Genomic DNA, 24309 nt, shown 5'->3' on the forward strand with positions numbered 1-24309 from the left:
CTCCCGGCCACACCCCGGCGGAAGACGAAGGGCGACCGCGCATGAGATTCCTGCTGGACCAGGCGCAGCGCGAGTTCGGCCGGACCCTCGGCCGGATGCTCGGCGCGGCGGACACCCCCGGCGCGGTGCGGGCGTGGGCGCGCGGGGAGCACGCGCCCGGGCGGGCGCTGTGGGGGCGGCTCGCCGAGGCCGGGGTGACCGCGCTCGCCGTGCCGGAGGCGTACCAGGGGGTGGGGCCGCTGCCGGTGGAGCTGGCCGTGGCCTGCGTCGAGCTGGGGCGGCACGCCGCGCCGGGGCCGTGGGCCGAGACGGCCGCGGCGGCGGTGCTGCTGACGGCGTCCCCCGTGGCCGGGGACTGGCTGCCCCGTATCGCCTCCGGGCAGGCGATGGTCACCGTGGCGATGGCCGACGCCGGTCCGTACGCCCTGGACGCGGACGCCGCCGACGCCGTCCTGGCCGTGCGCGGCGAGGAGTTGTGGCTGGCCCCGGGGCACGGTCCGGTGCGGACCTCCCTCGACCCCGCCCGGCGGCTCGCCCCGCCGCTGCCCGGGGGCGAGCGGCTGGCGCGGGGCCCGGCCGTCGCCGCGGCCGCCGCGCGCGCCGCGGACTGGGCCGCCTTCGCCACGGCCGCGCAGTCACTCGGCGCCGGGCTGGCGCTGCTGGACCGGACCGTCGCCTACGTCAAGCAGCGCACCCAGTTCGGCCGCGCGATCGGCTCGTTCCAGGCGGTGCAGCACCAGGTGGCGGATGTGCTCATCGGGCTGGAGTTCGCCCGGCCGCTGCTCCACGGGGCCGCCGTCGCGCTCGCGGCGGGCGGCCCGGGGGCCGGGGCCGAGGTCGCCGCCGCCAAGGTGGCGGCGGGCGACGCGGCGTACGCGGCGGCGCGCACCGCCCTCCAGCTGCACGGCGCGATCGGCTACACGGACGAGTACGACCTGTCGCTGTGGATCCGCAAGGCCCGCGCCCTGCGGGGCGCCTGGGGCTCCCCCTCGGCCTGCCGCGCCCGGGTGCTCGCGTCCTGAGGCCGCTCGCTTCCTTAACGGCCGCTCGCCTCCTGCCGCCGGAGGAGTGTCATCCGGTCCGCGTCCTGATCCATGCTGTACCGACGAACAGCAGGCGGCGAAGCGAACAGCGAGGTAGCGGCGATGCACCGGCCCCGGCCCACCCTGGAGAGCGTGGCCCGGCACGCGGGCGTCTCGCGCGCCACGGTCTCCCGCGTCGTCAACGGCTCGACCAGGGTCGCCGAGGACAGCCGGGCGGCGGTGCTGCGGGCCGTCGAGGAGCTGGGGTACGTACCCAACCAGGCGGCCCGCAGCCTGGTCACCCAGCGCACCGACTCGTTCGCGCTCGTCCTGCCCGAGGAGCCGGGCCGGGTGTTCTCGGACGACCAGTTCTTCCCCGGCGTGGTGCGCGGCGTCGGCCAGGAGCTGGAGGGCGCGGACAAGCAGCTGGTGCTGATGATGGCCCGCTCCCCCGCCAGCCGGGACCGCATCGAGCGCTTCGCCCTGGCGCGCCACGTCGACGGGGTCATGGTCGCCTCCGTGCACGGCGCCGATCCGCTGCCCGCCGCGCTGGCCCGCATGGGCATTCCGGTGGTCTGCAACGAGCGGCTGCTGGGCCCGGCGGCGCTGCCGTACGTGGGCGTCGACAACGCCGGGGGCGCGGCCCTGGCCGTGGCGCATCTGCTCCGCTCCGGCCGCACCCGCGTCGCCACGGTCGCGGGCCCGCAGGACATGGTGGCCGGTATCGACCGGCTGACCGGCTACCGGACGGCGCTGACCGAGGCGGGGCGGGAACCGCTGGTGGCGGCCGGGGACTTCACGCAGGAGTCGGGCGCGGTCGCGATGCGGGAGCTGCTGGGGCGGCGGCCGGAGCTGGACGCCGTCTTCGTGGCCTCCGACCTCATGGGCCTCGGGGTGCTGCGGGCCCTGCGGCAGGCCGGGCGGCGGGTGCCGGAGGACGTGGCGGTGGTGGGCTTCGACGATGTGCAGGCGGCGCGGTACGCGGACCCGCCGCTGACGACCGTGCGGCAGCCGATCGCGGAGATCGGGCGGCGGCTGGCGCGTCAGCTGCTGCGGCTGGCGGGCGGTGAGGCGATCGAACCGGCGGTGGTGCTGGACGTGGATTTGGTGCTGCGCGGCTCGGCGTAGCCACCTCGTCAAGGGGCGGTGTACTGGCGCAGCTCCCCGCGGAAGTCCCGCTCGAACGCGTCGTACCTGCCCCGCAGGTCGGCGCCCGGCCACCCCCGCGGCAGCAGCTCGTCCGGCAGTACCGGGTCCGTCAGCAGATGCCGCAGCACCGCCGCCGCCACCGTGAAGCGGTCGGCCGGGCTGCACGCCGCGTCCAGGGCGTCGGCGAGGCGGCGGGCCCGGCCGGCCCACTCCGGCAGGTCCCAGAGCCGGGCCGCGAGGGCGGCCGGGTCGTCCTCCGGGGTGGCGGTGAAGCAGCCGCACTGCTCGGCGACGACGGGCGGGCGGGGGCGTACGAGGTTGGCGGGGCGCAGCCAGGTGCCCTCACGGAGTTCGGCGAGCCGCAGCGCGGCCATCGCCTGGCGGAGCGCGGCGCGCTCGGGGGCGGGGCGGCGGTCGGGGGTGACGACGGCGATCTCCCAGGTGCCGTCCCAGCTCCGGGTGCGGGGCGCGCGGCTGTCGTCCTGGCGGGCCTGGCGGGCGAGCAGCCGGTCGGTGAGCCGGTAGGCGCCGCCGTGCTGTTCGAGGTCACCGGCGGCCACCATCCGGGTGAGGGCGACCCGCACCGTCCCCTCGGCCGTGCCGAACAGCGCGCCGACGCGGACGAGCGCGCGGGCGGGCAGCTCCGGCGGATGGTGGCCCAGCAGGGTGCTGAGCACGATCGAGCGCGCCGTCAGGGGGCGCAGCGTGAGCGTTCCGGTGTCGTCCATAACTGTGCGGAACCCTATCCATCACGCCGCCCACCTACCATTACAGTTTCCCATCACGCATACTGAAAGTGTAAGAGACCCCAGGTCCACGGCCCGGCATCCGCGGCGACCCCAGGAGACCCTTTCCATGAGCGCGACGCACGAAGTCCTCAACCAGGCTCCGCCCCTCGCCGAATTCAGCACGGCCGACGAGCCCGCCCTGCTGGAGGCCCTGCGCCGGGACGGCGCCGGATGGGCCGAGCCACGGGTGCGGGAGGTGGGCGCCCGGGCCGGTTCCGCCGAGGTCCAGGACTGGGCCCGGATGGCGGAGGAGCACCCTCCGGTGCTGCACACCCACGACCGCTACGGGCACCGGATCGACGAGGTCGAGTACCACCCCGCCTATCACCAGCTGATGACCGCCGCCGTGGAGAGCGGGCAGCACGCGGCGGCCTGGGCCGAGACCCGCCCCGGGCGGCACCTGGCGCGCGCGGCCACGTTCTACGCCTTCGCCCAGGCCGAGCCCGGCCACGGCTGCCCGATCTCCATGACGTACGCCGCGGTCCCGGCGCTGCGCGCCGAACCGGAGCTGGCCGCCGTGTACGAGCCGCTGCTGACCGCCCGCGTCTACGACTTCGGGCTGCGCGCGCCGCTCACCAAGCGCGGGCTGATCGCGGGCATGTCGATGACGGAGAAGCAGGGCGGCTCGGACGTGCGCGCCAACACCACCGAGGCCACCCCCGCGGCCGCGGACGACGGCACGTACCTGCTCACCGGCCACAAGTGGTTCACGTCCGCGCCGATGAGCGATGTGTTCCTGACGCTGGCGCGGACCCCCGAGGGGCCGACCTGCTTCCTGGTGCCCCGCGTCCTGCCGGACGGCACCCGCAACGCCCTGCACCTCCAGCGGCTCAAGAACAAGCTGGGCAACCGCTCCAACGCCTCTTCCGAGATCGAGTACGACCGCGCCGTGGCCTGGCGGATCGGCGAACCGGGGCGCGGGGTGCGGACCATCGTCGAGATGGTCAACGTGACCCGGCTGGACTGCGTGATCGGCTCGGCGGCGGGCATGCGCGCCGGGCTGCGGCAGGCGCTGCACCACTGCGAGCACCGCCGGGCCTTCGGTGCCGAGCTGATCGGCCAGCCCCTGATGCGCAACGTGCTGGCCGATCTGGCGGTCGAGTCGGAGGCGGCGACCACGCTCGCGATGCGGCTGGCCGCGGCCCTGGACCGCGCCGAGGCCGGGGACGGCGGCGAGGCGGCGCTGCGCCGGCTGGGGCTCGCGGTCAGCAAGTACTGGGTGTGCAAGCGCGGCGCCACCCACGCCGCCGAGGCCCTGGAGTGCCTGGGCGGCAACGGCTACGTGGAGGACTCCGGCATGCCGCGGCTGTACCGGGAGGCGCCGCTGCAGTCGATCTGGGAGGGCTCGGGGAACGTCGCCGCCCTGGACGTGCTGCGCGCCCTCGGCCGGGAGACGGGCGCGCTGGACGCCTTCCTCGCCGAGGTGGACACCGCCGCCGGGGCCGACGCACGGCTGGACGCGGCCGTGACCCGGCTGCGCGCGCTGCTGCCGCAGGTCGCCGATCCGCAGCGGGCGCAGCTGCTCGCGCGCCGCCTCGCCGAGCAGATGACCCTGGTCCTGCAGGGCAGCCTGCTGGTGCGGTACAGCCACCCGGCGGTCGCCGACGCGTTCTGCGCCTCCCGGCTCGACGGGGACTGGGGGCACGCCTTCGGCACCCTGCCGCCGGGGACGGACACCGGCCCGATCCTGGACCGGGCCCGGCCCAAGGACCTGCGGGCGTAAACCTCACTCCCGGAAATCTCCTTATTATTTCCCCTATTCGGGCGAATCATCGGGGGCATAGGGCTGACGGCGGTCCGTTCAGCCGAATATCTCCTCGTGAATCGATGGCATGGCGCATGGCGGGCGGGGGTCCTCACGACGGCCCTGCTGCTCGCCTCGACGGGGGCGACAGCCGTGGCCGACGGGGACGGTGACGGCCAGGGGGCCGCCACCACCGCCCCGCGGCCGACGATCGACGTCCGGGGCGGGGCGGCGGCGGGGGACGGGGGTGCGGACCATGGGCCGCGTGCGGGGGTGAGGCTGCGGGCGCGGGTCCAGATCGGCCCGGGCTTCTGCAGGTGCGTCAGGGCGTCGGTGGCGGCGCGGCGGGGCTGGCTCAGATTCCGCTACGGCTGGTGCCCGCCGCCCAAGCCCACCCCGACGCCTACGCCCACGCCGCCCAAGCCGACGCCCACGCCCACTCCGCCCAAACCGACGCCCACGCCGACGCCCACACCCACACCCACGCCCACACCCACACCCAGCCCCACGCCGACCCCTTCGCCGACGCCCACGCCCAGCGCGTCGCCTTCGGCCAGCCCGGCGCCGCGCCCCACGCCGCCGCGCGCCCCCGCGCCCGCCCGTCCGGCAGAGCCCGCGCCCGCGCCGTCCACGCGGCGCCCCGCGGCGCCGCTTCCGGTCGCTCCGCCGGCCCGGCCCCCGAAACCTCCGGCACCGCCCCCCGAGCCGGCTCCCGCGCCGAGCGGGACCCGCCGCGTCGAGGTGCGCGCGTACCACAAGCCCGCGCACCACCAACCCGACGGCGGGACCTCCTTGGTCACGTTCACCCTGCTGCTCACCGCGCCCGCGGTCCTCGCGGCCGCCGCGCTCCGCCCCCGCTCGCGCTCACGCTCCGGCTCGCGCGGCCGGCGCGGCTGACCCGCGCCCACCGCCGGCCGTCCCGGCCTTTTCGTACCGGAGGTTACCCATGCCCGAATGGCTGATCCTGACTCTTCTGACGGCCGGGACCTGCTCGCTCGTCGTCGTCCTCGCGATCCTCAACGCCCGCCGGCTCGGCGAGGACGACGACCCGAGCGAGACCCCCGATGTCCTCGACTACATGATCATGATGATCGGCGTGGTCTACGCGATCGTGCTGGGCCTGGCCATCGCCGGGGTCTGGGAGGCCCGCGGCGCCGCCCAGGACGGGGTGCGGACGGAGGCACAGGCGCTGCACGAGGTGACCGAGCGGGTGAGCGTCTACCCCCAGCCGGTGCGCGACCGCATCCGTGACGACGTCGACGCGTATGTGCGCCATGTGGTGTCCCGGGAGTGGAAGGTGATGGTCGACCGGGGCGAACTGACCGACCGGGGCGCCGACCTGCTCGCCAGGCTGCGGCACGACGTCACCATGGCCAAGCCGCACAGCGAACTCCAGGCGCAGGCCTACCAGCCGCTCGTGGACCAGGTGGCCGCCGTCGACGACGCGCGGGGCGCCCGCCAGCAGAACGCGGGGCCGACGATGCCCGAGGTGGTGTGGTTCGGGCTGCTGTTCGGCGCGGCGCTGGTGATCGGGCTGGTCTTCACCCTGCAGATCCGCCGCTCACCACGGGAACTGATGCTGGCGGTGATGTTCACCGCCCTCATCATCTTCCTGCTCTACCTGGTGTGGGACTTCGACGATCCCTTCGGGCGGTCGGTCGGCGACGCGACGACGCCCTTCACCGACCTGTTCCCCAGCGCCCGGGGAGGTCTGTGACCTCCCTCCCGGGTCAGGACACCGGCACCGGGAGCACCCGGCGCAGCGGGTCCTCGGGCAGCCGGCCGTGGGCCTTCCACTCGCGCGGGTAGCCGACCGAGACCTCCTGGAACTTCACCCCGTCCTCCACCGTGGTCCGCGGGATGTGCAGATGCCCGTAGACGACGGTCTCGGCGCGGAACCGGACGTGCCAGTCGGCGGTCAGCTCGGTGCCGCACCACAGGGCGAAGTCGGGGTAGCGCAGCACGCGGGTGGGCAGCCGGGTCATCGGCCAGTGGTTGATGAGCACCGTCTTCAGCGCGGGGTCGCAGGCCGCGAGCCGGGCCTCGGTCTCGGCGACCCGGGCGCGGCTCCAGGCGTCGCGGGTGGGGTAGGGGTCGGGGTGCAGGAAGTGTTCGTCGGTGCAGATCACACCCTCGTCGTGGGCGTGGGCGAGGGCGGCCTCCTTGGTGGTGATGCCGTCGAGGCGGAAGGTGTAGTCGTACAGCAGGAACAGCGGGGCGATGATGAGCGGCCCGCCGATGCCCTCCCACACCGGGTACGGGTCCTCGGGCGTGACGACGCCCTTGCTCCGGCACATCTCCACCAGCGCCCCGTAGCGCGCCACGCCCCGGGCCTGCACCGGGTCCTTGGGGTGGGTCCACAGCTCATGGTTGCCCGGCGACCAGATGACCTTGGCGAAGCGCTCGCTCAGCAGCCCCAGCGCCCATTCGATGTCGGCGAAGACCTCGCCGACGTCCCCGGCGACGATCAGCCAGTCGTCCTCGGAGCCGGGCCGCAGCCGCTCCACGATCGCCCGGTTCTCCTCGTAGGCCACGTGCAGGTCACTGATGGCGAGTAGTTCGCCCCGGTGCGTGCCGCCCATTGTTTCTCCTGTCGTACGGTCGGCGGTCAAGTTGCGGTCGCGGCGTGGTACCGCCGCGGGGACGGGCCGGATGACCACCCGTTTCCCCGAGGGGGTGTCTTGCCGATCATGCCGGGCTCCCGACGCCTGGCACGGCACCTCGCCGCCCCGCGCTCGTCGCACGCAGCGCCGCTGCGCTCTCCTCACGCGGGTTGCGAGCCACCGCACCAGACGCCGCTCGCTGACCCTGCCTGATCGACAAGACACCCCCTGGCGCTAGCCTCGCAGATGTGGTGGACAAACTTCCCGCGGCCTTCGAGCGCGGAACTGACGGACCGAAGGTTATCGTGGCCGGTGTCGACGGCTCCGACTCGTCCTGGCGTGCCGTCGCGTACGCCGCGGGGCTGGCCAGGCGCCAGAACGCGCTGCTCGCCCTGGTGTACATCCAGCCCGTGATGGCCGCCGGTGCGGCGCTGGGCGCCTCCGTGGCCGACACCACGGGAGAGGTGGCCGAGGAACTGCTGCGGGAGGTGCGCGAGGCGACCGAGCGGCTGCGCGGCGTCTTCGAGGTGCGCTGGGAGTTCCACACCTTCCGCGGCGATCCGTACAACGGCCTGGTGACGGCGGCGGACGAGCTGAAGGCCGACGCGGTGGTGGTCGGCGCGTCCGAGCAGGCGGGGCACCGCATCGTCGGCTCGGTGGCGGTCCGGCTGGTCAAGGCGGGGCGCTGGCCGGTCACGGTGGTGCCGTAGCCCGCCGGGCGCGCCGGCGGCGTCCGGCTCGCGGACGGGGGCGCGGTGAGGCACCGTGGGGAGAGGAACCATCGGACCGCCCCAGGACCGGGGAGACTGCCATGTCCCATACCTACCGGGTGACGGAGATCGTCGGCTCGTCCACCGAGAGCGTCGACGACGCGATCCGCAGCGGCATCAGCCGTGCCTCGAAGACGCTGCGCAATCTCGACTGGTTCGAGGTCGGCGCCGTCCGCGGGCATATCGAGGACGGCCGGATCGCGCACTACCAGGTAGGGCTGAAGGTCGGATTCCGGCTGGAGGAGACCGACTCCGGCTCCGGTGATCTGCCCGGCTGATTCAGCCACGGGGGACGACGGCGGACAGCACGGACGGCAGCGGATACCAGTCGGCGGTCGCGAGGCTGGCGTGCCGCGCGGCGAGGTCGTTCACCCGCGCCCGGGCCTGGGCCTCGGTGGGGTGGGTGCCGTCGATGGCGGGAGCGACGTTCTGCGCGTCCGTCATGATCAGGATGTAGTGGCGGGCGTCGTACCATGCGGTGTCGATGTTCCGGGTGACGTACGCGGAGGCGTCGCCGTCGAAGAACACGAACCACGGGCGGATCGCGGCGTCCTGGTACCGGGTGCGCGGGTCGCCGGCGGCGGCGGTGTGGACGGCGGGGAAGGCGGCCGCCTCGCGCAGCCTTCCGGCGGCGGCGAGATCGCGCAGATGGGTGGCGTACTCGCGGTCGGTCCACAGCGTGTCGAGCGGGTTGTTCTCCTCGACGGTGCCGGGGATCAGCTCGACGATGAACTTGCCCGCGAGCGCGGACCGGGACGGCCAGGCCCCGGCCCGTACCGCCTCGTCCAGGTCGGTGTGGCCGCCCACCACGTCAGCGGGGCGCAGCAGCGCGTCGCCGAGGGTGGCGCCGAGGAGCGCGTCGAGGTCGTCGGGGCCGCGGCCGCTCTTGTCGTAGAAACCGTCCTTCAGCTCCGTCTTGATGACGATGGGACGGTGACCGGGGTGGGCGTCGTGCCAGGCCTTCATGTCGGCGAGGCAGCCCGCCAGGCTCTGGTCGCGGGCCTTGGTGCGCAGTTCGGCGGGGGTGGCGGCGTTCTCGCAGTTGTTGTCGTTGCCGAGCGGGTTGCTGTGCGAGACCCGCCACCCGGCGCCGAACACATTGGTCCACACGTCGAGTTCGAGCAGGGAGGCGCCGGAGTCGAGCGCGTCGGCGAAGTACGGATACTTCGCCTTCTCGTACGCGTTGTGCACGCCCACCCCCGTGGTGGCGGCGTACGACGGCTCGGCGGCGGCGGCCGGGCTCGCGCCCGCCGACGCCGTCAGACACAGTGCGGCGGCCGCCGCGGCGACCGCCACCGTCCGCGTGTGCCGCGCCCCGCCGGACGCGGATCTCCCCGAGTTGCCCATCCGACCCCACCCCTGCCGCCGCCATCAGAACTGGGCAGCAGCGTACGGGAGGGACTCACGGGTGACGAGAGGGACTTCGTCACACGGAGGGGTTCTGGGGTCGGTCGGGGTGTGCTCGGCTCAGATCCGCCTCATCGGCCCATGTCGCCTCAGGCGGCCACGAGTTCGCGGGCCGCCGCGGTGATCGCCTCGGCGTCGATCCCGGCCTGATTCAGCTGCTCGGCCGGGGTGCCGGACATCGGCATGTTCCGTACGGCGAGCCGCACGATGCGCGGCGCCGGGCCGCCGTCGGCGAAGGCGCCCTGGACCGCGTCGCCCACACCGCCCTCGGGGTGGTGGTCCTCGACGGTGATCAGTCGGCCCGTCACCTCGGCCGCGGTGCGCAGCGCCTCGGCGTCGACCGGCTTGAGCGAGTACAGGTCGATGACGCGGGCGGAGATGCCGTCCTGGGCGAGCCGGTCCGCGGCGGCGATGGCCTCGTGCACGGTGACCCCGGCCGCGACGAGGGTGACGCGGTCGCTCTCGGTGGCGCGCAGGATCTTGGACCCGCCGATGGGGAAGCGCTCGGAGGACGGGTAGATGACGGGCGTTCCGCCGCGCGAGGTGCGCAGGTAGCGGATGCCCGACAGCTCGGCCATGGCCGCGGTCAGCTGGGCGGTCTGGTTGGCGTCGCACGGGTAGAGCACGGTGCTGCCGTGCACGGCCCTCATCGCCGCCAGGTCCTCCAGACCCATCTGCGAGGGCCCGTCCTGGCCGATGGCGACCCCGGCGTGCGAGCCGACCAGGTTGAGGTCGGCGCGGCTGACGGAGGCCATCCGGACGAAGTCGTAGGCGCGGGTGAGGAAGGCGGCGAAGGTGCAGGCGTACGGGGTCCAGCCGCGCGTCTGCATGCCCACCGCGGCGGCCACCATCTGCTGTTCGGCGATGTAGAACTCGAAGTAGCGCTCGGGGTGTTCCTTGTGGAAGTACTCCAGCCGGGTCGAGTCGCCCACCTCGCCGTCGAGGGCCACCACATCGCCGCGGGCGGTGCCGACGGCGGCCAGCGCCTCGCCGAACGCGTCGCGGGTGGGGACGGTGTCGCCGGTGTTGAAGCGCGGCAGGCTCAGCGGGCCTTCCGACGTGGGCCGGGTGGGCTTCTCCGCGGGCGGGCCGAGCACCGGCACCGCCATGTTCCGTACGCCGCCGAGTTCGGCGATGGCCTCCTCGGGGTCCTTCAGCGGCTTGCCGTGCATGCCCTCGTGGTTCTCCGCGGAGGCGACGCCGCGGCCCTTCTGGGTGCGGGCGATGATGGCGGTGGGGCGGCCGACGGTCGATGTCGCCTCGCCGTACGCGCGGTCGATCGCGGCGATGTCGTGCCCGTCGACCTCGATGGTGTGCCAGTCGAAGGCGCGGATGCGGCGCGCGTAGGCGTCGAGGTCCCACTGGTGGCGGGTGGGGCCGCGCTGGCCGAGCCGGTTGACGTCGATGATGGCGGTGAGGTTGTCCAGCCGTTCGTGGCCGGCGTGCTCGAACGCCTCCCAGACCGAGCCCTCGGCCATCTCGCTGTCCCCGCACAGCACCCAGACCCGGCTGGAGACGTGGTCGAGCCGCTTGCCGGCCAGCGCCATGCCGACGCCGAAGGGCAGCCCCTGGCCGAGCGATCCGGTGGCCACGTCCACCCAGGGCAGTTCCGGGGTGGGGTGGCCCTCCAGCCGGCTGCCGAGCTTGCGGAAGGTGAGCAGTTCCTCGTCCTTGAGCGCCCCGGCCGCCTTGTAGAGCGAGTACAGCAGCGGGGAGGCGTGCCCCTTGGAGAAGATCAGGTGGTCGTTGCCCGGGTGCTCCGGCTTTTCGAAGTCATAGCGCAGGTGGTTGCCCATGAGGACGGCCATCAGGTCCGCCGCCGACATCGACGAGGTGGGGTGGCCGGACCCGGCGGCGGCCGAGGACCGCACGGAGTCCACCCGCAGCTGCTGCCCGAGCTCGCTGAGCTGTTCGTGTCGCATTGTTCTCCTTCCAGGTTCGTCCCCGCGGTTCAGCCGCCGCCGCGGCCGTGCTGCGCGACCTCGGGCGACTCGGTGTCCAGCGGCACCGACCAGGACGGCACCAGGCCGAACTGCACCGCCTGCGGCGGCAGCGCCGCGTCCAGCAGCCAGTCGGCGGCCACCCGGATCCGGTTGCCGGGCATCGCCATCAGGTGGTAGCCGCGGGTGACCGCGTTGGCCGCGGGGCCGGCCAGCGGGATGTGCAACGGGTCCGCGGCCGCTTGTACCCCGCCGAGATCGACCGTGAACCCCAGGTCGTGGTGTTTGTACGGGCGCGGGGTGCCGCGTCCGAAGGAGGCGAGGATGTTGTGGGCGGCCACCTTGCCCTGGCGCTGCGCGTGCTGCGCGGTCATCGGCGTGAACTCGCCCGGCCGGGTCAGGTCCGGCACGGCGGCGGCGTCCCCGCAGGCCAGCACCTCCGGATGGCCGGGGACGGCCAGATACCGGTCGACCCGCAGCCGCCCGTGCTCGGTCGCCAGCCCGAGGTTCTCCACCAGCGGGTCGGGGCGTACGCCGACGCACCAGATCAGCGACCGGGTGTCGATGAACTCGCCGTCGTCGAGCAGCACCCCGTCGGAGGTGGCCTCCTTGACCGAGGTGCCCATCCGGACGTCGACCCCGCGCCGCCGCAGCACCCGGTCCGCGGTGCGGGACAGCCGTTCGTCGAGGCTGGGCAGCACCCGCTCGGCCACGTCGAGCAGCATCCAACGGGGCCGGGACTCGCCGCGCAGCGCGGCGTTCCGCCGGGCGAGGGAGTCGGTGAACAGGGTGCCGTGGGCGGCCACTTCGGTGCCGGTGTACCCGGCGCCCACCACCACGAAGGTCTTGCGCGCGGCCCGCTCGCGGGCGTTCCGGGTGTTGGCCGCCATCTCGAGCTGGCGGGTGACGTGGTCCCGCAGGAACAGGGCCTCCGGCATGCCGCGGAAGCCGTGGGCGTGCTCGGCCACGCCCGGGATCGGCAGCAGCTTGTTGACGCTGCCGACCGCCAGGACGAGCCGGTCGTAGCTCATCTCGCCGCGCTCGCCCTCGGGGTCGGTCCAGGCCACCCGGCGGCCGGTGAGGTCGACGGAGTCGACGTTGCCCAGCACCAGCCGGACGTGCGGCAGGGTGCCGGTGAGGGACACCGAAACCCGCCGGGGTTCCAGGACGCCGGCGGCCACCCCGGGGAGCAGCGGCAGGTACAGAAAATAGTCGTTGGGGTTGATCAGGACGATTTCCGCCGTGCGGCGCAGGGCGCGGGACAGCGTACGGGCGGCCTGGTAACCGGCGAAACCGGCCCCCACGATCACGATGCGTACTGGGCTCACACGGAACTCCCGGGCACGACGAGGGCAGAGCGCTCCAAGTGCCCGTGCGGGCCGCGGTCAAACCTGGGGTGGCGGCCGGCCTCCGCCCGGTGGGCAATCCCGCCGCCCGCGCCGGAGGCTGCCGCGGGGGCTATGACCGGACCGGTTCGTCCCAGTCGATGCGGTAGCCGGTCTGCCAGTCGTCGCCGGTGGTGCCCGCCCGGTCGAGCCTGCGGGGCATCGTGGCGTCCCGCAGGGCCCGCTTGACGGGCCCGGGGGCGTTGCGGCGGGCCAGGCCCGCGCTGTTCGCGGCCACCTTCTCGACCCGTTCGCGGCGCAGTCCCTCGTAAGCGGCGAGCGCCGACCGCGGGCCGGGCAGATCGCGCAGGCACTTGGCGAGCACCACACCGTCCTCGATGGCCAGCGAGGCGCCCTGGGCGGCGTTGGGCGCGCACGCGTGCGCCGCGTCGCCCACGATGACCATGCCCTCCTCGGACCAGACGGGGGTGGAGACCAGGTCGTACGCGGCGGTGGCGACGATGTTCTCGCCGGTCGCGCGGACGATGTCGGCGGCCGGGGTGGGGTCCTCGGCGAACAGTTCCGTCAGCCGCTCCCGCCACTGCCCGGGGGTGACGGCGGCCAGCTCCGCCTTGGACAACTCGGCCGCCGGGGCGTTGCTGAACCACCACACCTCGCCGTCGGGCGCGGTGGTGCAGCCGAAGAACGCCTGCTTGCCGAAGACCATCCGGTAGGTCTTCGGGGCGGGCGGGTCGGCGGCGTCGCGGGTGTAGCCGCACACCGTGTGCTGCCCGGTGTAGCGGGGCCGGGGCGCGCCCGCGTCGATGGTCCGGCGGATGAGGGAGTGGATTCCGTCGGCGCCGACGAGGACATCGCCCACGGCCCGGCCGCCGTCCGCGAAGGACCCCACGACGCGGCCGTCCGGGCCGGTCTGGGCGGCCAGCAGCCGCTTGCCGTGCTCGACGCGCACTCCGCGGCGCACCGCTTCCTCGCGCAGCACCCGGGCCAGGGTGGCGCGTCCGATCGTGACCGCCCCCAGCCCGCCGTCCTCCGCGCCGGCCATCGGCTTGTCGCCCAGCCGTTTGCCGGTGTTGCTGATGAATTCGACGCGGGTGGCCGGGAAGCCGTGCTCCAGGACCGGCCCGTGGGCGTCGATGGTGCGCAGCGCCTCCAGGCCGTTGTTCGCGACGAGGAGGAACGCACCGCCCGTGTCGGTGGCGTCGGGAGGGTACGCCTCGTAGACGACCGCGTCGATGCCCGCCTTGTGCAGGGCCATCGCGGTGACCGTGCCGGCGATGCCGCCACCGATGATCAGGGCCTTGGTCATGGTGCTCCGTGACAGAGGGTCGGGAAGAGGTGACAGCACCATAGGGCCCGCGCGCCTGTCCCGGGGCGGGTTCGCCGAGGCCGGTACGGCGGTGGGCGGAGGCGGCTACTTGAGCAGCCGGGACATCCGGCGGTCGGCGAGCGGTCTGCCGCCGGTCTGGCAGGTGGGGCAGTACTGGAGCGAGGAGTCCTTGAAGGACACCTCGCGGACGGTGTCGCCGCACACCGGGCAGGGCTCTCCGGCGCGGCCGTGCACCCGCATCCCGCTGCGCTTCTCCGCCTTGAGGTCCCCGGCAGCGAGCCCCCGGGAGCGTTCGACGGCGTCCCGCAGGGTGGCGCCCAGCACCTCGTACAGGGCGGTGATCTCCTCCTCGGAGAGGTCCGAGGCGAGCCGGTAGGGCGACATCCGGGCGGCGTGCAGGATCTCGTCGGAGTAGGCGTTCCCGATCCCGGCGATGACGCTCTGGTCGCGGAGCACGCCCTTGATCCGGTGGCGTACGCCGCGCAGCAGCCCGGCGAACACCTCCTGGGTGAAGGAGTCTTCGAGCGGGTCGGGGCCGAGGCGGGCGATGCCCGGCACCTCGGCGGGGTCGCGCACGCAGTACACGGCCAGCCCCTTGCGGGAGCCCGCCTCGGTGAGGTCGAAACCGGAGCGCTCCGGCCCGGAGAGCAGCAGCCGCAGCGCCAGCGGGCCCCGGCCGGGGCGCGGCGGGGTCTCGGGCAGCCCGTCCTTCCAGCGCAGCCAGCCCGCGCGGGCGAGATGGATGACCAGGTGGGGGCCGTCGGTGGCCACATCGAGGAACTTGCCGTGGCGGCCGGCCGCCGTGATGGTGCGGCCTTCGAGGGCGGTCAGCGGCGGGTCGTACGTCTTCAGCACGCTCACCGCGACGGGCAGGACGCGGGCGATCTCCCGGCCCACCGCGCGGTCGGCCAGGATCCCGGCGAGGGCCTCCACCTCGGGCAGCTCCGGCATGCCACCAGTGTGCCGCAGCACCGGCCGGGTCGCGCCCGGCCGCCCGCGACCCACCCTCGTACCACTCCGGGCTGCGGGGTGCGGTCTCCTCCCCTACTGTCTCTCTTGTCCCCTGGACCCCTTGGATCCCTGATGCCTCATTCGTCCCGCACGGAGAGTCCCCATGCCCGACACCGGACAGCGTGAGCGGTCCGTACCGCAGTACGAGCCGTACGAGGCTCATGAGGCGTACGAAGGGGGCAGCCCCGAGGCCGAGCGGCTGCTCTTCGAGAAGCTGGCGCGCGAGCTGATGGGCGTCCAGCGGGCGCACCAGCGTGCGTCGGGCGCCGCCCAGCTGCTGCGCACGTTCCACGCGAAGGCGGCGCTCGGCGTGGAGAACGCGCGGCTGCGCTTCCACGACAGCCTGCCGCCCGAGCTGTGCGTGGGATACGCCCGGCCGGGCGCCGCGTACCCGGCCGTGGTGCGGCTGTCCAACGAGAGCGGCACCGAGCGCCATGACGCCACTCCCGATCTGCGCGGGATGGCGGTGCGGGTCCAGGCCCGCCCCGGGGAGAGCCACGATCTGCTGGCCACCAGCTTCCCGGTGTCCCACGCCGCCGACGCCCGCGAGTTCGTGGCCTTCGCCAAGGCGACGGCGGGCGCGGACACCACCGTCGAGCGGGCGTTCGGGCTGTTCGTCAGGCTGCCGCTGGCCGTGGGGTGGGGGGCCGCCGACCGGATGCGCCGCAATGTGCACACCGCGACCCGCCACACGGTCGGCTCACTGGCCCGCGAGACCTTCTGGAGCCGGGGCGCGATCCTGTGGGGCGCGGCCGGGCCCGTGCGCTACCAGCTGCGCCCGGCCCCCGGCGGCACCCCCGCGCCGCTTCCCGACAGCTCCGACCCGGACTACCTGCGCCATGAGCTGACGATGCGGCTGGCCACCGGTGATGTGTGCTTCGAGCTGTGTGTGCAGCGCTACGCGGACGAGCGCCGCACCCCGGTCGAGGACGGCTCGGTGGAGTGGCGGGAGAGCGACGCCCCGGTCGTCCCGGTGGCGCTGCTGACCGTACCCCGCCAGGATCTCGACACCGCCGAGGCCCGGGCGGCGGCCCGCCGGGTCGAGCAGCTCGCGTTCAACCCGTGGCACACCACGGAGGAGTTCCGGCCGCTGGGCAACCTCAACCGGGCCCGTAAGACGGCGTACGAGACGGCCGCCGCGCACCGGCTCGGGCTGTGCGCCGGCGCCGCGCCGCCGCCGCGCGACACGGTCCTGGGGGTGCCGGTGCGGGCCGGGGCGCGCCTGGCCTTCGGCCTGGTCGACCGCTGTGTGCCGTGGCACCGGCTGCCGGTGCCGCCGGGGTTGCCCGGCCTGGCCGCGCTGCGCGGGACGCTGCGGCGGCTGCGTCTCGTCGACGCGGACGCCGATGCTCGTTAGCGTGCTGGACCGGTTCACCACCGCGATATCGTGTGGCCTTCACGCGGGCCGGACACGGGGGGCGGTTATGGACGGCGAGGCCGGGGCGGGCCGGGGGCGGCGCGTCACCATACGGGACGTGGCCGCCCGCGCCGGGGTTTCCAAGGGCGCGGTGTCCCTCGCCTTCAACGACCGGCCAGGAGTCTCCCCGGCCACCCGGGACCGTATCTTCGCGGCCGCCCGCGAACTGGGCTGGGCCCCCCATCTCTCCGCCCGCTCGCTGGCCGGCTCCCGGGTGGACACGGTCGGGCTGGCCATCGCCCGCCCGGCCCGGACGCTGGGGCTCGAACCCTGGTTCATGGAGTTCGTGTCGGGCATCGAGAGCGTGCTGGTCGAGCGGTCCTGCTCGCTGCTGCTGCGGCTGGTGCGGGACGTGGCGGAGGAGATCGAGGTCCAGGAGGCGTGGTGGCGCGGGCGGCAGGTGGGCGGCTCGATCCTGGTCGACCTGCGCGACGGCGACCCGCGCGTTCCCGCGCTGCGGCGGCTCGGGCTGCCCGCCGTCGCCGCCGGGCACCCGTCCCTGGCCGGCGGGCTCACCTCGGTGTGGACCGACGACGCCACCGCGGTGGGCGAGGCGGTGCGCTATCTGGCGGCCCTGGGCCACCGGCGGATCGCCCGGGTCGGCGGCGCGCCCGCGCTCGGCCACAGCACCGTGCGCACGGCGGCCTTCGATGCCACCTTGGGCGAGCTGGGGCTCGGGGCGGGGCGCACGGTGACCACCGACTTCTCCGGCGAGGAGGGGGCGCGGGCCACCCGCGCCCTGCTGGCCTCGGGCGACCGGCCGACGGCCATCATCTACGACAACGACATCATGGCGGTGGCCGGTCTCTCGGTAGCGGCCGAGATGGGTCTCACGGTCCCGGCCGATGTGTCGCTGCTGGCGTGGGACGACTCCCAGCTGTGCCGCCTGACGCATCCGACGCTGTCGGCCATGAGCCACGATGTGTCCGGCTTCGGGGCGGAGGTGGCGCGCCGGCTGTTCGACGTCCTGGACCGGGCCGAGCCCCGCGCCCATCAGGCCCCCACCCCGGCGCTCACCCCCCGTGCCAGCACGGCGCCGCCACCGGCGCGTCGGGCCTGAACCGGTTCAGGCGCCCCACCAGGCCCGCATGCCCTGCCGCGCTGCGGGCACTCGCCGGAGGTGGTACGGATAGCCGCAGGCCTCGGCGGCAACAGGCCCAGGGAGCAGCCCTCATGGAGTGGTTCACGTCGTCCGGCTACTGGCTGAGCCGGCTGGTCTTCCAGCGGGGACTGGCCGCCGTCTACCTGATCGCCTTCCTGACGGCGGTCACCCAGGCCCGGGCCCTGATCGGCGAACGCGGACTCACCCCGGCGCCCCGGTTCCTCGCGCGGGTGCCGTTCCGCCGCTCGCCCAGCCTGTTCCATCTGTACTATTCCGACCGCTTCTTCACCGCCCTGGCCTGGCTCGGCGCGGCGCTGGCCGCCGCCGTGCTGGCGGGCGCCGCCGACGCTGTGCCGCTGTGGGCCGCGATGGCGGCGTGGCTGGTGCTGTGGCTGCTGTATCTGTCCATCGTCAACGTGGGGCAGGTGTGGTACGGCTTCGGCTGGGAGTCGCTGCTGCTGGAGGCCGGGTTCCTGGCCGTGTTCCTGGGGAACGAGCGGACCGCGCCGCCGGTGCTGATGCTGTGGCTGCTGCGCTGGCTGCTGTTCCGGCTGGAGTTCGGCGCCGGGCTCATCAAGCTGCGCGGGGACCGCTGCTGGCGCGATCTGACGTGCCTGTACTACCACCACGAGACCCAGCCGATGCCGAACCCGCTGAGCTGGTACTTCCACCATCTGCCGAAGCGCCTGCACCGGGTCGAGACGGCGGCGAACCACGTGGCCCAGCTGGTCGTCCCGCTGGCGCTGTTCACCCCGCAGCCCGCCGCGAGCGTGGCCGCGGGCATCATCGTGGTCACCCAGCTGTGGCTGGTGGTCTCCGGCAACTTCTCCTGGCTGAACTGGGTGACCATCCTGCTGGCCCTCGCCGCGGTCGACGGGCGGGCGGCCGCAGGGGTGCTGCCGCTGCCGGCGCCGCCCCCGCTCCCCGCTCCCCCGGTCTGGTACGAGGTGCTGGTGGCGGCGGCCTTCGTCTTCGTCGCGGTGCTCAGCTACTGGCCCGCCCGCAATCTCCTCTCGGGCCGCCAGCTGATGAACTACTCCTTCAACCCGCTCCATCTGGTCAACACCTACGGCGCCTTCGGCAGCGTCAACCGCAGCCGGCAGGAGGTGGTGATCGAGGGCACCGACGAACCCGTGCTCACCCCGGACACCGTGTGGAAGGAGTACGAGTTCCGGGGCAAGCCGGGCGATGTGCGCAGGATGCCGCGTCAGTTCGCGCCGTACCACCTGCGGCTGGACTGGATGATGTGGTTCGCCGGGATCTCCTCGGCGTACGCGGGGTCCTGGTTCACCCCGCTCGTCGGCAAGCTGCTGGTGAACGACCGGGCCACGCTGAAGCTGCTGCGCGCCTCCCCCTTCCCGGACGCGCCGCCCACCCACATCCGGGCCCGGCTGTACCTCTACCGCTTCACCACCCGGCGGGAGCGGCGCGCCGGCGGCGGGTGGTGGCACCGCACCCTGATCGGCGAGTTCCTGCCGCCGGTCCGGCTGGAGGAGGCACGCCCGCCCGGCCGGTGACGGGGGATGGGTCCGACGGCGGGGCAACGGCGTTACGCGGCCGCGCCCTTCGCGTTCGGCGTATCGGAACCCGGCGGCGGGTTGCGCAGGACGGCGTAGCCGAGGCCGACGCCCACCGCGATCGGCCAGTCCAGCACGCCCGCGATGCCCATCGCGCCGAGGCCGGCGTACAGCGGGAGCCCGCCCTTGGCGGGCAGCACCCGGCGCGCGGCCCTGATCGGCATCGCGGCGGCGTTCGCCGTGGCCATCGCGGCGCGCGGGACGGTGAAGGTGATGGTGCGGTCGCCGTTCCTCGCGGGGTTCCGGCCCGTCTTCCGGGTCTCGGTCGTCTTGGATGTCGTGGCTGCGCTCACGCCTTCCTCCCTCTGACCGCCCCTTTTGTTACTTTTCCGGGGAATTAGGTAAACATACTGCCATTTGGGTTCTTCGGCGACCGAGGGAGCGCGGCCGGTGCTGCCATTCGCGATGCTGTCCGATCTCATCGCCCTGCCGGTTCGCGGCGTGAGCGCCCTGCGGCCGCGCCTCGCGGACGCCGCCGACGTCCTGCGGGACACCGGTGAGCGGCGCGCCCGCCGCCGGGTGTGGGCGCGGCCGGGCCGGGCGCATGTGGAGGTGCGCGGGCTCACCGGACACGGGGAGGCACACGACCGGCTGGCCGGGCGGCTGACGGCCGCGCTGCGCCGTCTGCACGGCGTCAACTGGGCCGAGGTGAACGCGGCGGTGGGCCAGGTGCTGGTCGACTACGACGAGGACCACCTCGACGCCGACGAGGTGCTCCAGCTGATCGAGCACATCGAGAAGGCACACGGGAGCGACACGGACGCCTTCCCCGGCGAGCGCCCGTTCCCGCCGTACGACACCGCCCCCGCCACGCTGGCCGCCACCGCCCTCGTCGCCGACTGCGTGGGCCTGCTGGCGGCGACGGTCCGGCGCGTGACGCTGCTGCCCGCGCTCACCCCCGCGCTGCGGCTCCCGGTGGTGCTGGCCGAGATCCAGCCGCGGCTGCGCGGACTGCTGGAGGCCCGGCTCGGCCACGCCCACACCACCCTGCTGCTCGGCGTGTCGGGCGCGGCGGTGCACGCGCTGACCAGGGGTGAGGCCCCGCTGGCCCTGGACGCGGTGCAACGCGTCCTGCAGCTCGCCGAGATCCGCGGACGGCAGGCCGTATGGCGGCGCCGCGAACCGGATCTGGTGCCCGGCTCCGACGGGCTGCCGCCGCGCTCGCATCCCCCCGCCGCCCGCCCGGCGCCGCTGCCCGCCGGGCCGGTCGAGACCTGCGTCGACCGCACCTCGCTGGCGTCCCTGATGGGGGCGGGCGGGCTGCTGGCCTGGAGTCGGGATCCGGCGCGGGCCGCGGAGGCGATCCTGGCCACCGTGCCGCGGGCCGCCGCCATGGGCCGGGAGGCCTTCGCCGCCCGGCTGGGCGACGCCCTGGCCCGCGAGGGCGTGGTGCCCATGGACGGCGCCGCGCTGCGGCTGCTGGACCGCATCTCGGCGGTCCTGATCGACTCGGGGGTGCTGTGCACCCGGCGCCCGCGGCTGCTGTCGGTGGTCACCGTCGGCGACCTGGACGAGGCCGGGGCGTGGAGCGCCGCGCAGTCCGTCCTGGACCGCCGCGCGCTGCCGGAACTCTCCGGCGAGGGGCCCTGGTCGCGCGGCTCCTGGCGGCTGGTGCGGCCCGACGACGTCCTCGCGGCCCATCCGTCGAGCCCGTCGGCGATGACCGTGGACCTGTGCGACCCGCACGGCCGGCGGCAGGCGCGGGTCCGCATCGGCTGCGAACTCGACCCGCTGGCCGACGCCGTGGTGGCCGCCGCCCGCGCCGGTGCGGGGCGTCTGCTGCTCACCGAACACGCCGGCGCGGCGGAGATCGCCCCGTGGGCTGACGAATTGCTCGCCCACGGCACGGCGCTGACCGACCGGGTGCGCCAATTGCAGAGCGACGGCCACGGGGTGCTGCTGATCAGCGCCGAGGAGGACGAGGCGCTGGGCGCGGCCGACCTCGGCATCGGCGTCGTACGGCGCGGCGAGGCGCGGGTGTGCTGGTCGGCGGATCTGCTCTGCGGCCCCGGGCTCGCCCAGGCGTGGCGCGTGCTGCGGGCCCTGGAGGACGCGCGCGGGGTCAGCCACCGGTCGGCCCGGCTGTCGATGGGCGGCTCCGCGCTCGGCGCGCTCATCGCCGCCGCGGGCACCCGTCCCACGGCGGTCGGGTTCGCCACCTCCCCGGTGTACAGCGCGGCCTTCCTGGCCGTGCTCGGGGGGATGCGCGCGGCGCGCCGGGTACACCGCCGCCCGCTTCCGGCGGAGCGGGTGCGCGGCAACTGGCACATGCTGGGGGCGCGGGAGACGCTGAGCGTGACCCGCGCCTTCCAGGAGCACCGGGCGGAGCCGCCGGCCTCCGGCGTGTCGCGGGGCGAGGAGGCCGAAGCCGCGACACGCCCGGTGTGGGCGGCCGGGACGCGCCCGGTGCGCGCGGCCGCGGGGCTGGTCGTACGGGCCGGGGCCGCGGTCGCCGCCGCCTCCCCCGTCGGCGCGCTGGCCCGGGACGCCGCGGCGCTGGCCGGGGCGGTCCGCGAGGAACTGCGCGATCCGCTCACCCCGGTGCTGGCCCTGGGCGCCGCGGCGTCCGCGGCCGTGGGGTCCGGGGTGGACTCCCTCCTGGTCGTCGGCGTCATGGCGGGCAACGCGGTGATCAGCGGCGCGCAGCGGCTGCGGGCCGACCGCTCGCTGCGGGGCCTGCTGCTGAGCGAGCAGCGGCACGCCCGGCTGGTCGACTGGGCGCCCGCGATGTCCCCGGCGGACGGGATGGCGGTGGACCGCGAGGCGTTCTTCGCCGGGCTGGCGGCGGCCCCGGCGCGGCGCGTGCCCGCCGAGGACCTGACGGTCGGCGACATCATCGCGCTGCGGCCCTCGGACGTCGTACCGGCCGACGCCCGGCTGCTGGTGAGCGACCGGCTGGAGCTGGACGAGGCGGGCCTGACCGGCGAGTCGGGGCCGGTCCCCAAGGATCCCGCCGCCACGCCCGGCGCCGATCTGGCGGACCGTTCCTGCATGCTCTACCAGGGCTGCACCGTGCTGGCCGGGACCGGCTACGCGGTGGTCGTGGCCGCCGGGCCGCAGACCGAGGCGGGGCGCGCCGCCGCACTGGCCGGGGACGCCGTGACTCCGCTCGGCATCGAGGGCCGGCTCGCCGCGCTGACCAGGGTCGCGCTGCCCGCCACCGGGCTCGGCGGCGCCGCCGTCACCCTGCTGGGGCTGCTGCACGGCACGCCGGTGCGCGAGGCGCTGGCCACCGGGGTGGCCGTCGCGGTGGCCGCCGTGCCCGAGGGGCTGCCGCTGGTGGCCACCGTGGCGCAGTCCGCCGCGGCGCGCCGCCTGTCGCACCGCGGGGTGCTGACCCGCTCGCCCCGGGTGCTGGAGGCGCTGGGCCGGGTGGACACGGTGTGCTTCGACAAGACCGGCACGCTGACCGAGGGGCGGCTGTCCGTGTCCCGGGTGGCGGCGTACGACCACGACCTGCCGATCGACGGCGCCCCGGGCCGCCGGCTGCTGCGCACCGCGGCCCGGGCCTGCCCCGGCCCCGACGGCGGCCGGGCGCTCGCCCACGCCACCGACCAGGCCGTGGTCGACGCGGCGGCCGCGCACTGCGACGGGGACGACGCCTGGCGGCCGGTGTCCGAGCTGCCGTTCGAGGCCAGCCGCGGCTTCTCGGCGTGTCTGGGCACCGACTCCGGGCGGCCGCGACTCGCCGTCAAGGGGGCGCCCGAGATCGTGCTCGCCCGGTGCACCTCCGCCCTGGCGCCGGTGGCGGCGGACGGCGCCGTACCGCTGACCCCCGAGCGGCTGCGTTCCACCGAGCGCCTGCTGTACTCGCTGGCCTCCGACGGGCTGCGGGTCCTGGCGGTGGCCGAGGCCCTGCCCGATACGGCCGACACGCCCGACACGCCGGGGGCGACCCTGGCCGAGCTGGCCCGGGGGCTGACCCTGCTCGGCTTCATCGCCATCGCCGACACCACCCGGGCGGGCGCCGCGGAGACCGTCAAGCGGCTGACCGACGCCGGGGTGAGCATCGCGATGATCACCGGCGATCATCCGACCACGGCCGCCGCCATCGCCCGTGAGCTGGGCATCCCCGACTCCGGCCCGGTGCTCACCGGCGCGGAGCTGGACACGCTGCCGGAGAAGGAGCGGGTCGAGCGGATCTCCCGGACCACCGTCTTCGCCCGGGTCTCCCCCGAGCACAAGGTCCGTATCGTCCAGGCGCTGCGGCAGGCCGGGCGGGTGGTGGCCATGACCGGGGACGGGGTCAACGACGCGGCCGCGATCCGCCTCGCGGACGTGGGCATCGGGCTCTCGGCCCACGGTTCGACCTCGGCCCGGGCCGCGGCGGACCTGGTCCTCACCGATCCTGACCCGACCCGGATCCTCGACGCGCTGCGGGAGGGCCGAGCGCTGTGGCGCAGCGTGCGGGACGCGGTGGCGATCCTGGTCGGCGGCAACGCGGGCGAGGTCGCCTTCACCGTGCTGGGCGCGGCGGCGGCGGGCCGGGCGCCGCTCGGCACCCGTCAGCTGCTGCTGGTCAACCTGCTCACCGACATGCTGCCCGCGCTCGCGGTGGCCCTGGCCCGGGCCCGGGAGGGCACGGACGGGGAGGATCCGCTGGCCGGCGGCCCCTCACCCGCCCTGCTCGGCTCCGACCTGGGCCGGATCCTGGCCGTGCGCGGCACCGCCACCGCGCTGGGCGCCGCGGCGGCGTGGACGTGCGGGCGGATGACGGGCCGGGGCCGGCGGGCGAGCACCATGGGGCTCGCCGCGCTGGTCGGCACCCAGCTGGGCCAGACGTTCATCACCGACTGGCACAGCCCGCTGGTGCTGGTCACCGGCGTGGCGTCGGCGGCCGTCCTGTTCGCCGTGGTCGAGACGCCGGTCGTCAGCCACTTCTTCGGCTGTACGCCGCTGGGGCCGGTGGCCTGGACGATGGTGGGCGTGTGCTCCGCCGGTGCGACCCTGGGCGCCGCCGCCGCGCCGCGGCTGCTGTTCCCCCGGCGGGTTCCCTGCGCGGTGTAGGGGGTGCCGGCCCCGTATCGGGTGTCTGTCGTCGTTCACCCGAGTTCACCCGATTTTTACCCTGCGTGCGTGCCCCGCTCGCCCACTCGGGCCAGGCTC

Annotated in this window: 19 protein-coding genes; 10 read left to right on the forward strand and 9 right to left on the reverse strand. The window is 74.9% G+C overall.

From position 1 onward, the window contains the following. Window positions 1-41 precede the first annotated feature (41 nt). Together ABZ562_RS02865 and ABZ562_RS02870 are read left to right on the forward strand one after the other, a co-directional pair. Window positions 42-1022: an acyl-CoA dehydrogenase gene (locus tag ABZ562_RS02865; RefSeq protein ID WP_361473070.1), complete on the forward strand. Its 981-nt coding sequence runs from the start codon at window positions 42-44 to the stop codon at window positions 1020-1022. Window positions 1023-1145: 123 nt separating this feature from the next. Further along, complete coding sequence (locus ABZ562_RS02870; protein ID WP_361473073.1) at window positions 1146-2150, forward strand: LacI family DNA-binding transcriptional regulator; 1005 nt, start codon at window positions 1146-1148, stop codon at window positions 2148-2150. Window positions 2151-2158: 8 nt separating this feature from the next. On the opposite strand, the gene ABZ562_RS02875 is transcribed toward ABZ562_RS02870, so the two are convergent. After that, a complete protein-coding gene (locus ABZ562_RS02875) occupies window positions 2159-2899 on the reverse strand; it encodes a PaaX family transcriptional regulator C-terminal domain-containing protein (protein ID WP_361473076.1) in 741 nt (246 codons plus the stop codon). Between the two features lie 127 nt (window positions 2900-3026). On the opposite strand from ABZ562_RS02875, the gene ABZ562_RS02880 reads away from it, so the two are divergent. Next, window positions 3027-4682: an acyl-CoA dehydrogenase family protein gene (locus tag ABZ562_RS02880; protein ID WP_361473079.1), complete on the forward strand. Its 1656-nt coding sequence runs from the start codon at window positions 3027-3029 to the stop codon at window positions 4680-4682. Window positions 4683-5068: 386 nt separating this feature from the next. Here ABZ562_RS02880 and ABZ562_RS02885 read toward each other — a convergent pair whose 3' ends face one another. Next, complete coding sequence (locus ABZ562_RS02885) at window positions 5069-5521, reverse strand: hypothetical protein (protein ID WP_361473081.1); 453 nt, start codon at window positions 5519-5521, stop codon at window positions 5069-5071. Window positions 5522-5649: 128 nt separating this feature from the next. Between ABZ562_RS02885 and ABZ562_RS02890 the strand changes: the two genes are divergently transcribed. Continuing rightward, window positions 5650-6420, forward strand: a complete 771-nt coding sequence (locus tag ABZ562_RS02890) for a DUF4239 domain-containing protein (protein ID WP_361473084.1) — start codon at window positions 5650-5652, stop codon at window positions 6418-6420. A gap of 13 nt (window positions 6421-6433) precedes the next feature. On the opposite strand, the gene ABZ562_RS02895 is transcribed toward ABZ562_RS02890, so the two are convergent. Then, complete coding sequence (locus tag ABZ562_RS02895) at window positions 6434-7285, reverse strand: metallophosphoesterase (RefSeq protein ID WP_361473086.1); 852 nt, start codon at window positions 7283-7285, stop codon at window positions 6434-6436. Between the two features lie 269 nt (window positions 7286-7554). Here ABZ562_RS02895 and ABZ562_RS02900 point away from each other — a divergent pair, with 269 nt between their 5' ends. Continuing rightward, window positions 7555-8016 carry a universal stress protein gene (locus tag ABZ562_RS02900; protein WP_361473089.1) on the forward strand — a complete coding sequence of 154 codons (462 nt, stop codon included), beginning with the start codon at window positions 7555-7557 and terminating at the stop codon, window positions 8014-8016. 101 nt (window positions 8017-8117) lie between these two features. Beyond that, window positions 8118-8354 carry a dodecin gene (locus ABZ562_RS02905; protein WP_361473092.1) on the forward strand — a complete coding sequence of 79 codons (237 nt, stop codon included), beginning with the start codon at window positions 8118-8120 and terminating at the stop codon, window positions 8352-8354. Between the two features lies 1 nt (window position 8355). Here ABZ562_RS02905 and ABZ562_RS02910 read toward each other — a convergent pair whose 3' ends face one another. The 5 genes from ABZ562_RS02910 to ABZ562_RS02930 all read right to left on the reverse strand — a co-directional run bounded on the left by ABZ562_RS02910 (window position 8356) and on the right by ABZ562_RS02930 (window position 15047). Beyond that, window positions 8356-9423: a phosphatidylinositol-specific phospholipase C domain-containing protein gene (locus ABZ562_RS02910; RefSeq protein ID WP_361473095.1), complete on the reverse strand. Its 1068-nt coding sequence runs from the start codon at window positions 9421-9423 to the stop codon at window positions 8356-8358. A 149-nt stretch (window positions 9424-9572) separates the two neighbouring features. Further along, window positions 9573-11405: a transketolase gene (locus tag ABZ562_RS02915; RefSeq protein WP_361473098.1), complete on the reverse strand. Its 1833-nt coding sequence runs from the start codon at window positions 11403-11405 to the stop codon at window positions 9573-9575. Window positions 11406-11434: 29 nt separating this feature from the next. Continuing rightward, window positions 11435-12751: an NAD(P)/FAD-dependent oxidoreductase gene (locus tag ABZ562_RS02920; RefSeq protein WP_361473101.1), complete on the reverse strand. Its 1317-nt coding sequence runs from the start codon at window positions 12749-12751 to the stop codon at window positions 11435-11437. A gap of 130 nt (window positions 12752-12881) precedes the next feature. Next, window positions 12882-14075, reverse strand: coding sequence for an FAD-dependent monooxygenase (locus ABZ562_RS02925; RefSeq protein ID WP_361473104.1), 1194 nt, complete (start codon window positions 14073-14075; stop codon window positions 12882-12884). A gap of 105 nt (window positions 14076-14180) precedes the next feature. Next, the gene (locus ABZ562_RS02930) at window positions 14181-15047 is read right to left on the reverse strand and encodes a DNA-formamidopyrimidine glycosylase family protein (protein WP_361473107.1); all 867 of its coding nucleotides are present in this window, start codon (window positions 15045-15047) and stop codon (window positions 14181-14183) included. Window positions 15048-15210: 163 nt separating this feature from the next. On the opposite strand from ABZ562_RS02930, the gene ABZ562_RS02935 reads away from it, so the two are divergent. The 3 genes from ABZ562_RS02935 to ABZ562_RS02945 all read left to right on the forward strand — a co-directional run bounded on the left by ABZ562_RS02935 (window position 15211) and on the right by ABZ562_RS02945 (window position 19143). Next, the gene (locus tag ABZ562_RS02935) at window positions 15211-16464 is read left to right on the forward strand and encodes a hypothetical protein (protein WP_361473109.1); all 1254 of its coding nucleotides are present in this window, start codon (window positions 15211-15213) and stop codon (window positions 16462-16464) included. A gap of 67 nt (window positions 16465-16531) precedes the next feature. After that, window positions 16532-17584 (forward strand): LacI family DNA-binding transcriptional regulator, encoded by a 1053-nt coding sequence (locus tag ABZ562_RS02940; protein WP_361473112.1) that lies wholly within the window; start codon window positions 16532-16534, stop codon window positions 17582-17584. Window positions 17585-17697: 113 nt separating this feature from the next. Continuing rightward, complete coding sequence (locus tag ABZ562_RS02945; protein WP_361473115.1) at window positions 17698-19143, forward strand: lipase maturation factor family protein; 1446 nt, start codon at window positions 17698-17700, stop codon at window positions 19141-19143. A gap of 32 nt (window positions 19144-19175) precedes the next feature. Here the strand turns inward: ABZ562_RS02945 and ABZ562_RS02950 are convergent, their stop codons facing one another. Further along, window positions 19176-19496: a hypothetical protein gene (locus tag ABZ562_RS02950; RefSeq protein ID WP_361473118.1), complete on the reverse strand. Its 321-nt coding sequence runs from the start codon at window positions 19494-19496 to the stop codon at window positions 19176-19178. Window positions 19497-19593: 97 nt separating this feature from the next. Between ABZ562_RS02950 and ABZ562_RS02955 the strand changes: the two genes are divergently transcribed. Next, entirely contained in the window at window positions 19594-24210 is a 4617-nt protein-coding gene (locus ABZ562_RS02955) for an HAD-IC family P-type ATPase (RefSeq protein WP_361473121.1), read from the forward strand. Window positions 24211-24309: the final 99 nt, after the last annotated feature.

The organism is Streptomyces sp. NPDC019937 (genome assembly GCF_040631655.1).
Taxonomy (GTDB): domain Bacteria; phylum Actinomycetota; class Actinomycetes; order Streptomycetales; family Streptomycetaceae; genus Streptomyces.

Coding starts and splice junctions, on each gene's coding strand:
- ABZ562_RS02940 (WP_361473112.1), top strand. CDS start 16,532: ATGGACGGCGAGGCCGGGGCGGGCCGGGGGCGGCGCGTCACCATACGG.
- ABZ562_RS02925 (WP_361473104.1), bottom strand. CDS start 14,075: ATGACCAAGGCCCTGATCATCGGTGGCGGCATCGCCGGCACGGTCACC.
- ABZ562_RS02880 (WP_361473079.1), top strand. CDS start 3,027: ATGAGCGCGACGCACGAAGTCCTCAACCAGGCTCCGCCCCTCGCCGAA.
- ABZ562_RS02935 (WP_361473109.1), top strand. CDS start 15,211: ATGCCCGACACCGGACAGCGTGAGCGGTCCGTACCGCAGTACGAGCCG.
- ABZ562_RS02865 (WP_361473070.1), top strand. CDS start 42: ATGAGATTCCTGCTGGACCAGGCGCAGCGCGAGTTCGGCCGGACCCTC.
- ABZ562_RS02890 (WP_361473084.1), top strand. CDS start 5,650: ATGCCCGAATGGCTGATCCTGACTCTTCTGACGGCCGGGACCTGCTCG.
- ABZ562_RS02915 (WP_361473098.1), bottom strand. CDS start 11,405: ATGCGACACGAACAGCTCAGCGAGCTCGGGCAGCAGCTGCGGGTGGAC.
- ABZ562_RS02945 (WP_361473115.1), top strand. CDS start 17,698: ATGGAGTGGTTCACGTCGTCCGGCTACTGGCTGAGCCGGCTGGTCTTC.
- ABZ562_RS02910 (WP_361473095.1), bottom strand. CDS start 9,423: ATGGGCAACTCGGGGAGATCCGCGTCCGGCGGGGCGCGGCACACGCGG.
- ABZ562_RS02930 (WP_361473107.1), bottom strand. CDS start 15,047: ATGCCGGAGCTGCCCGAGGTGGAGGCCCTCGCCGGGATCCTGGCCGAC.
- ABZ562_RS02905 (WP_361473092.1), top strand. CDS start 8,118: ATGTCCCATACCTACCGGGTGACGGAGATCGTCGGCTCGTCCACCGAG.
- ABZ562_RS02895 (WP_361473086.1), bottom strand. CDS start 7,285: ATGGGCGGCACGCACCGGGGCGAACTACTCGCCATCAGTGACCTGCAC.
- ABZ562_RS02870 (WP_361473073.1), top strand. CDS start 1,146: ATGCACCGGCCCCGGCCCACCCTGGAGAGCGTGGCCCGGCACGCGGGC.
- ABZ562_RS02875 (WP_361473076.1), bottom strand. CDS start 2,899: ATGGACGACACCGGAACGCTCACGCTGCGCCCCCTGACGGCGCGCTCG.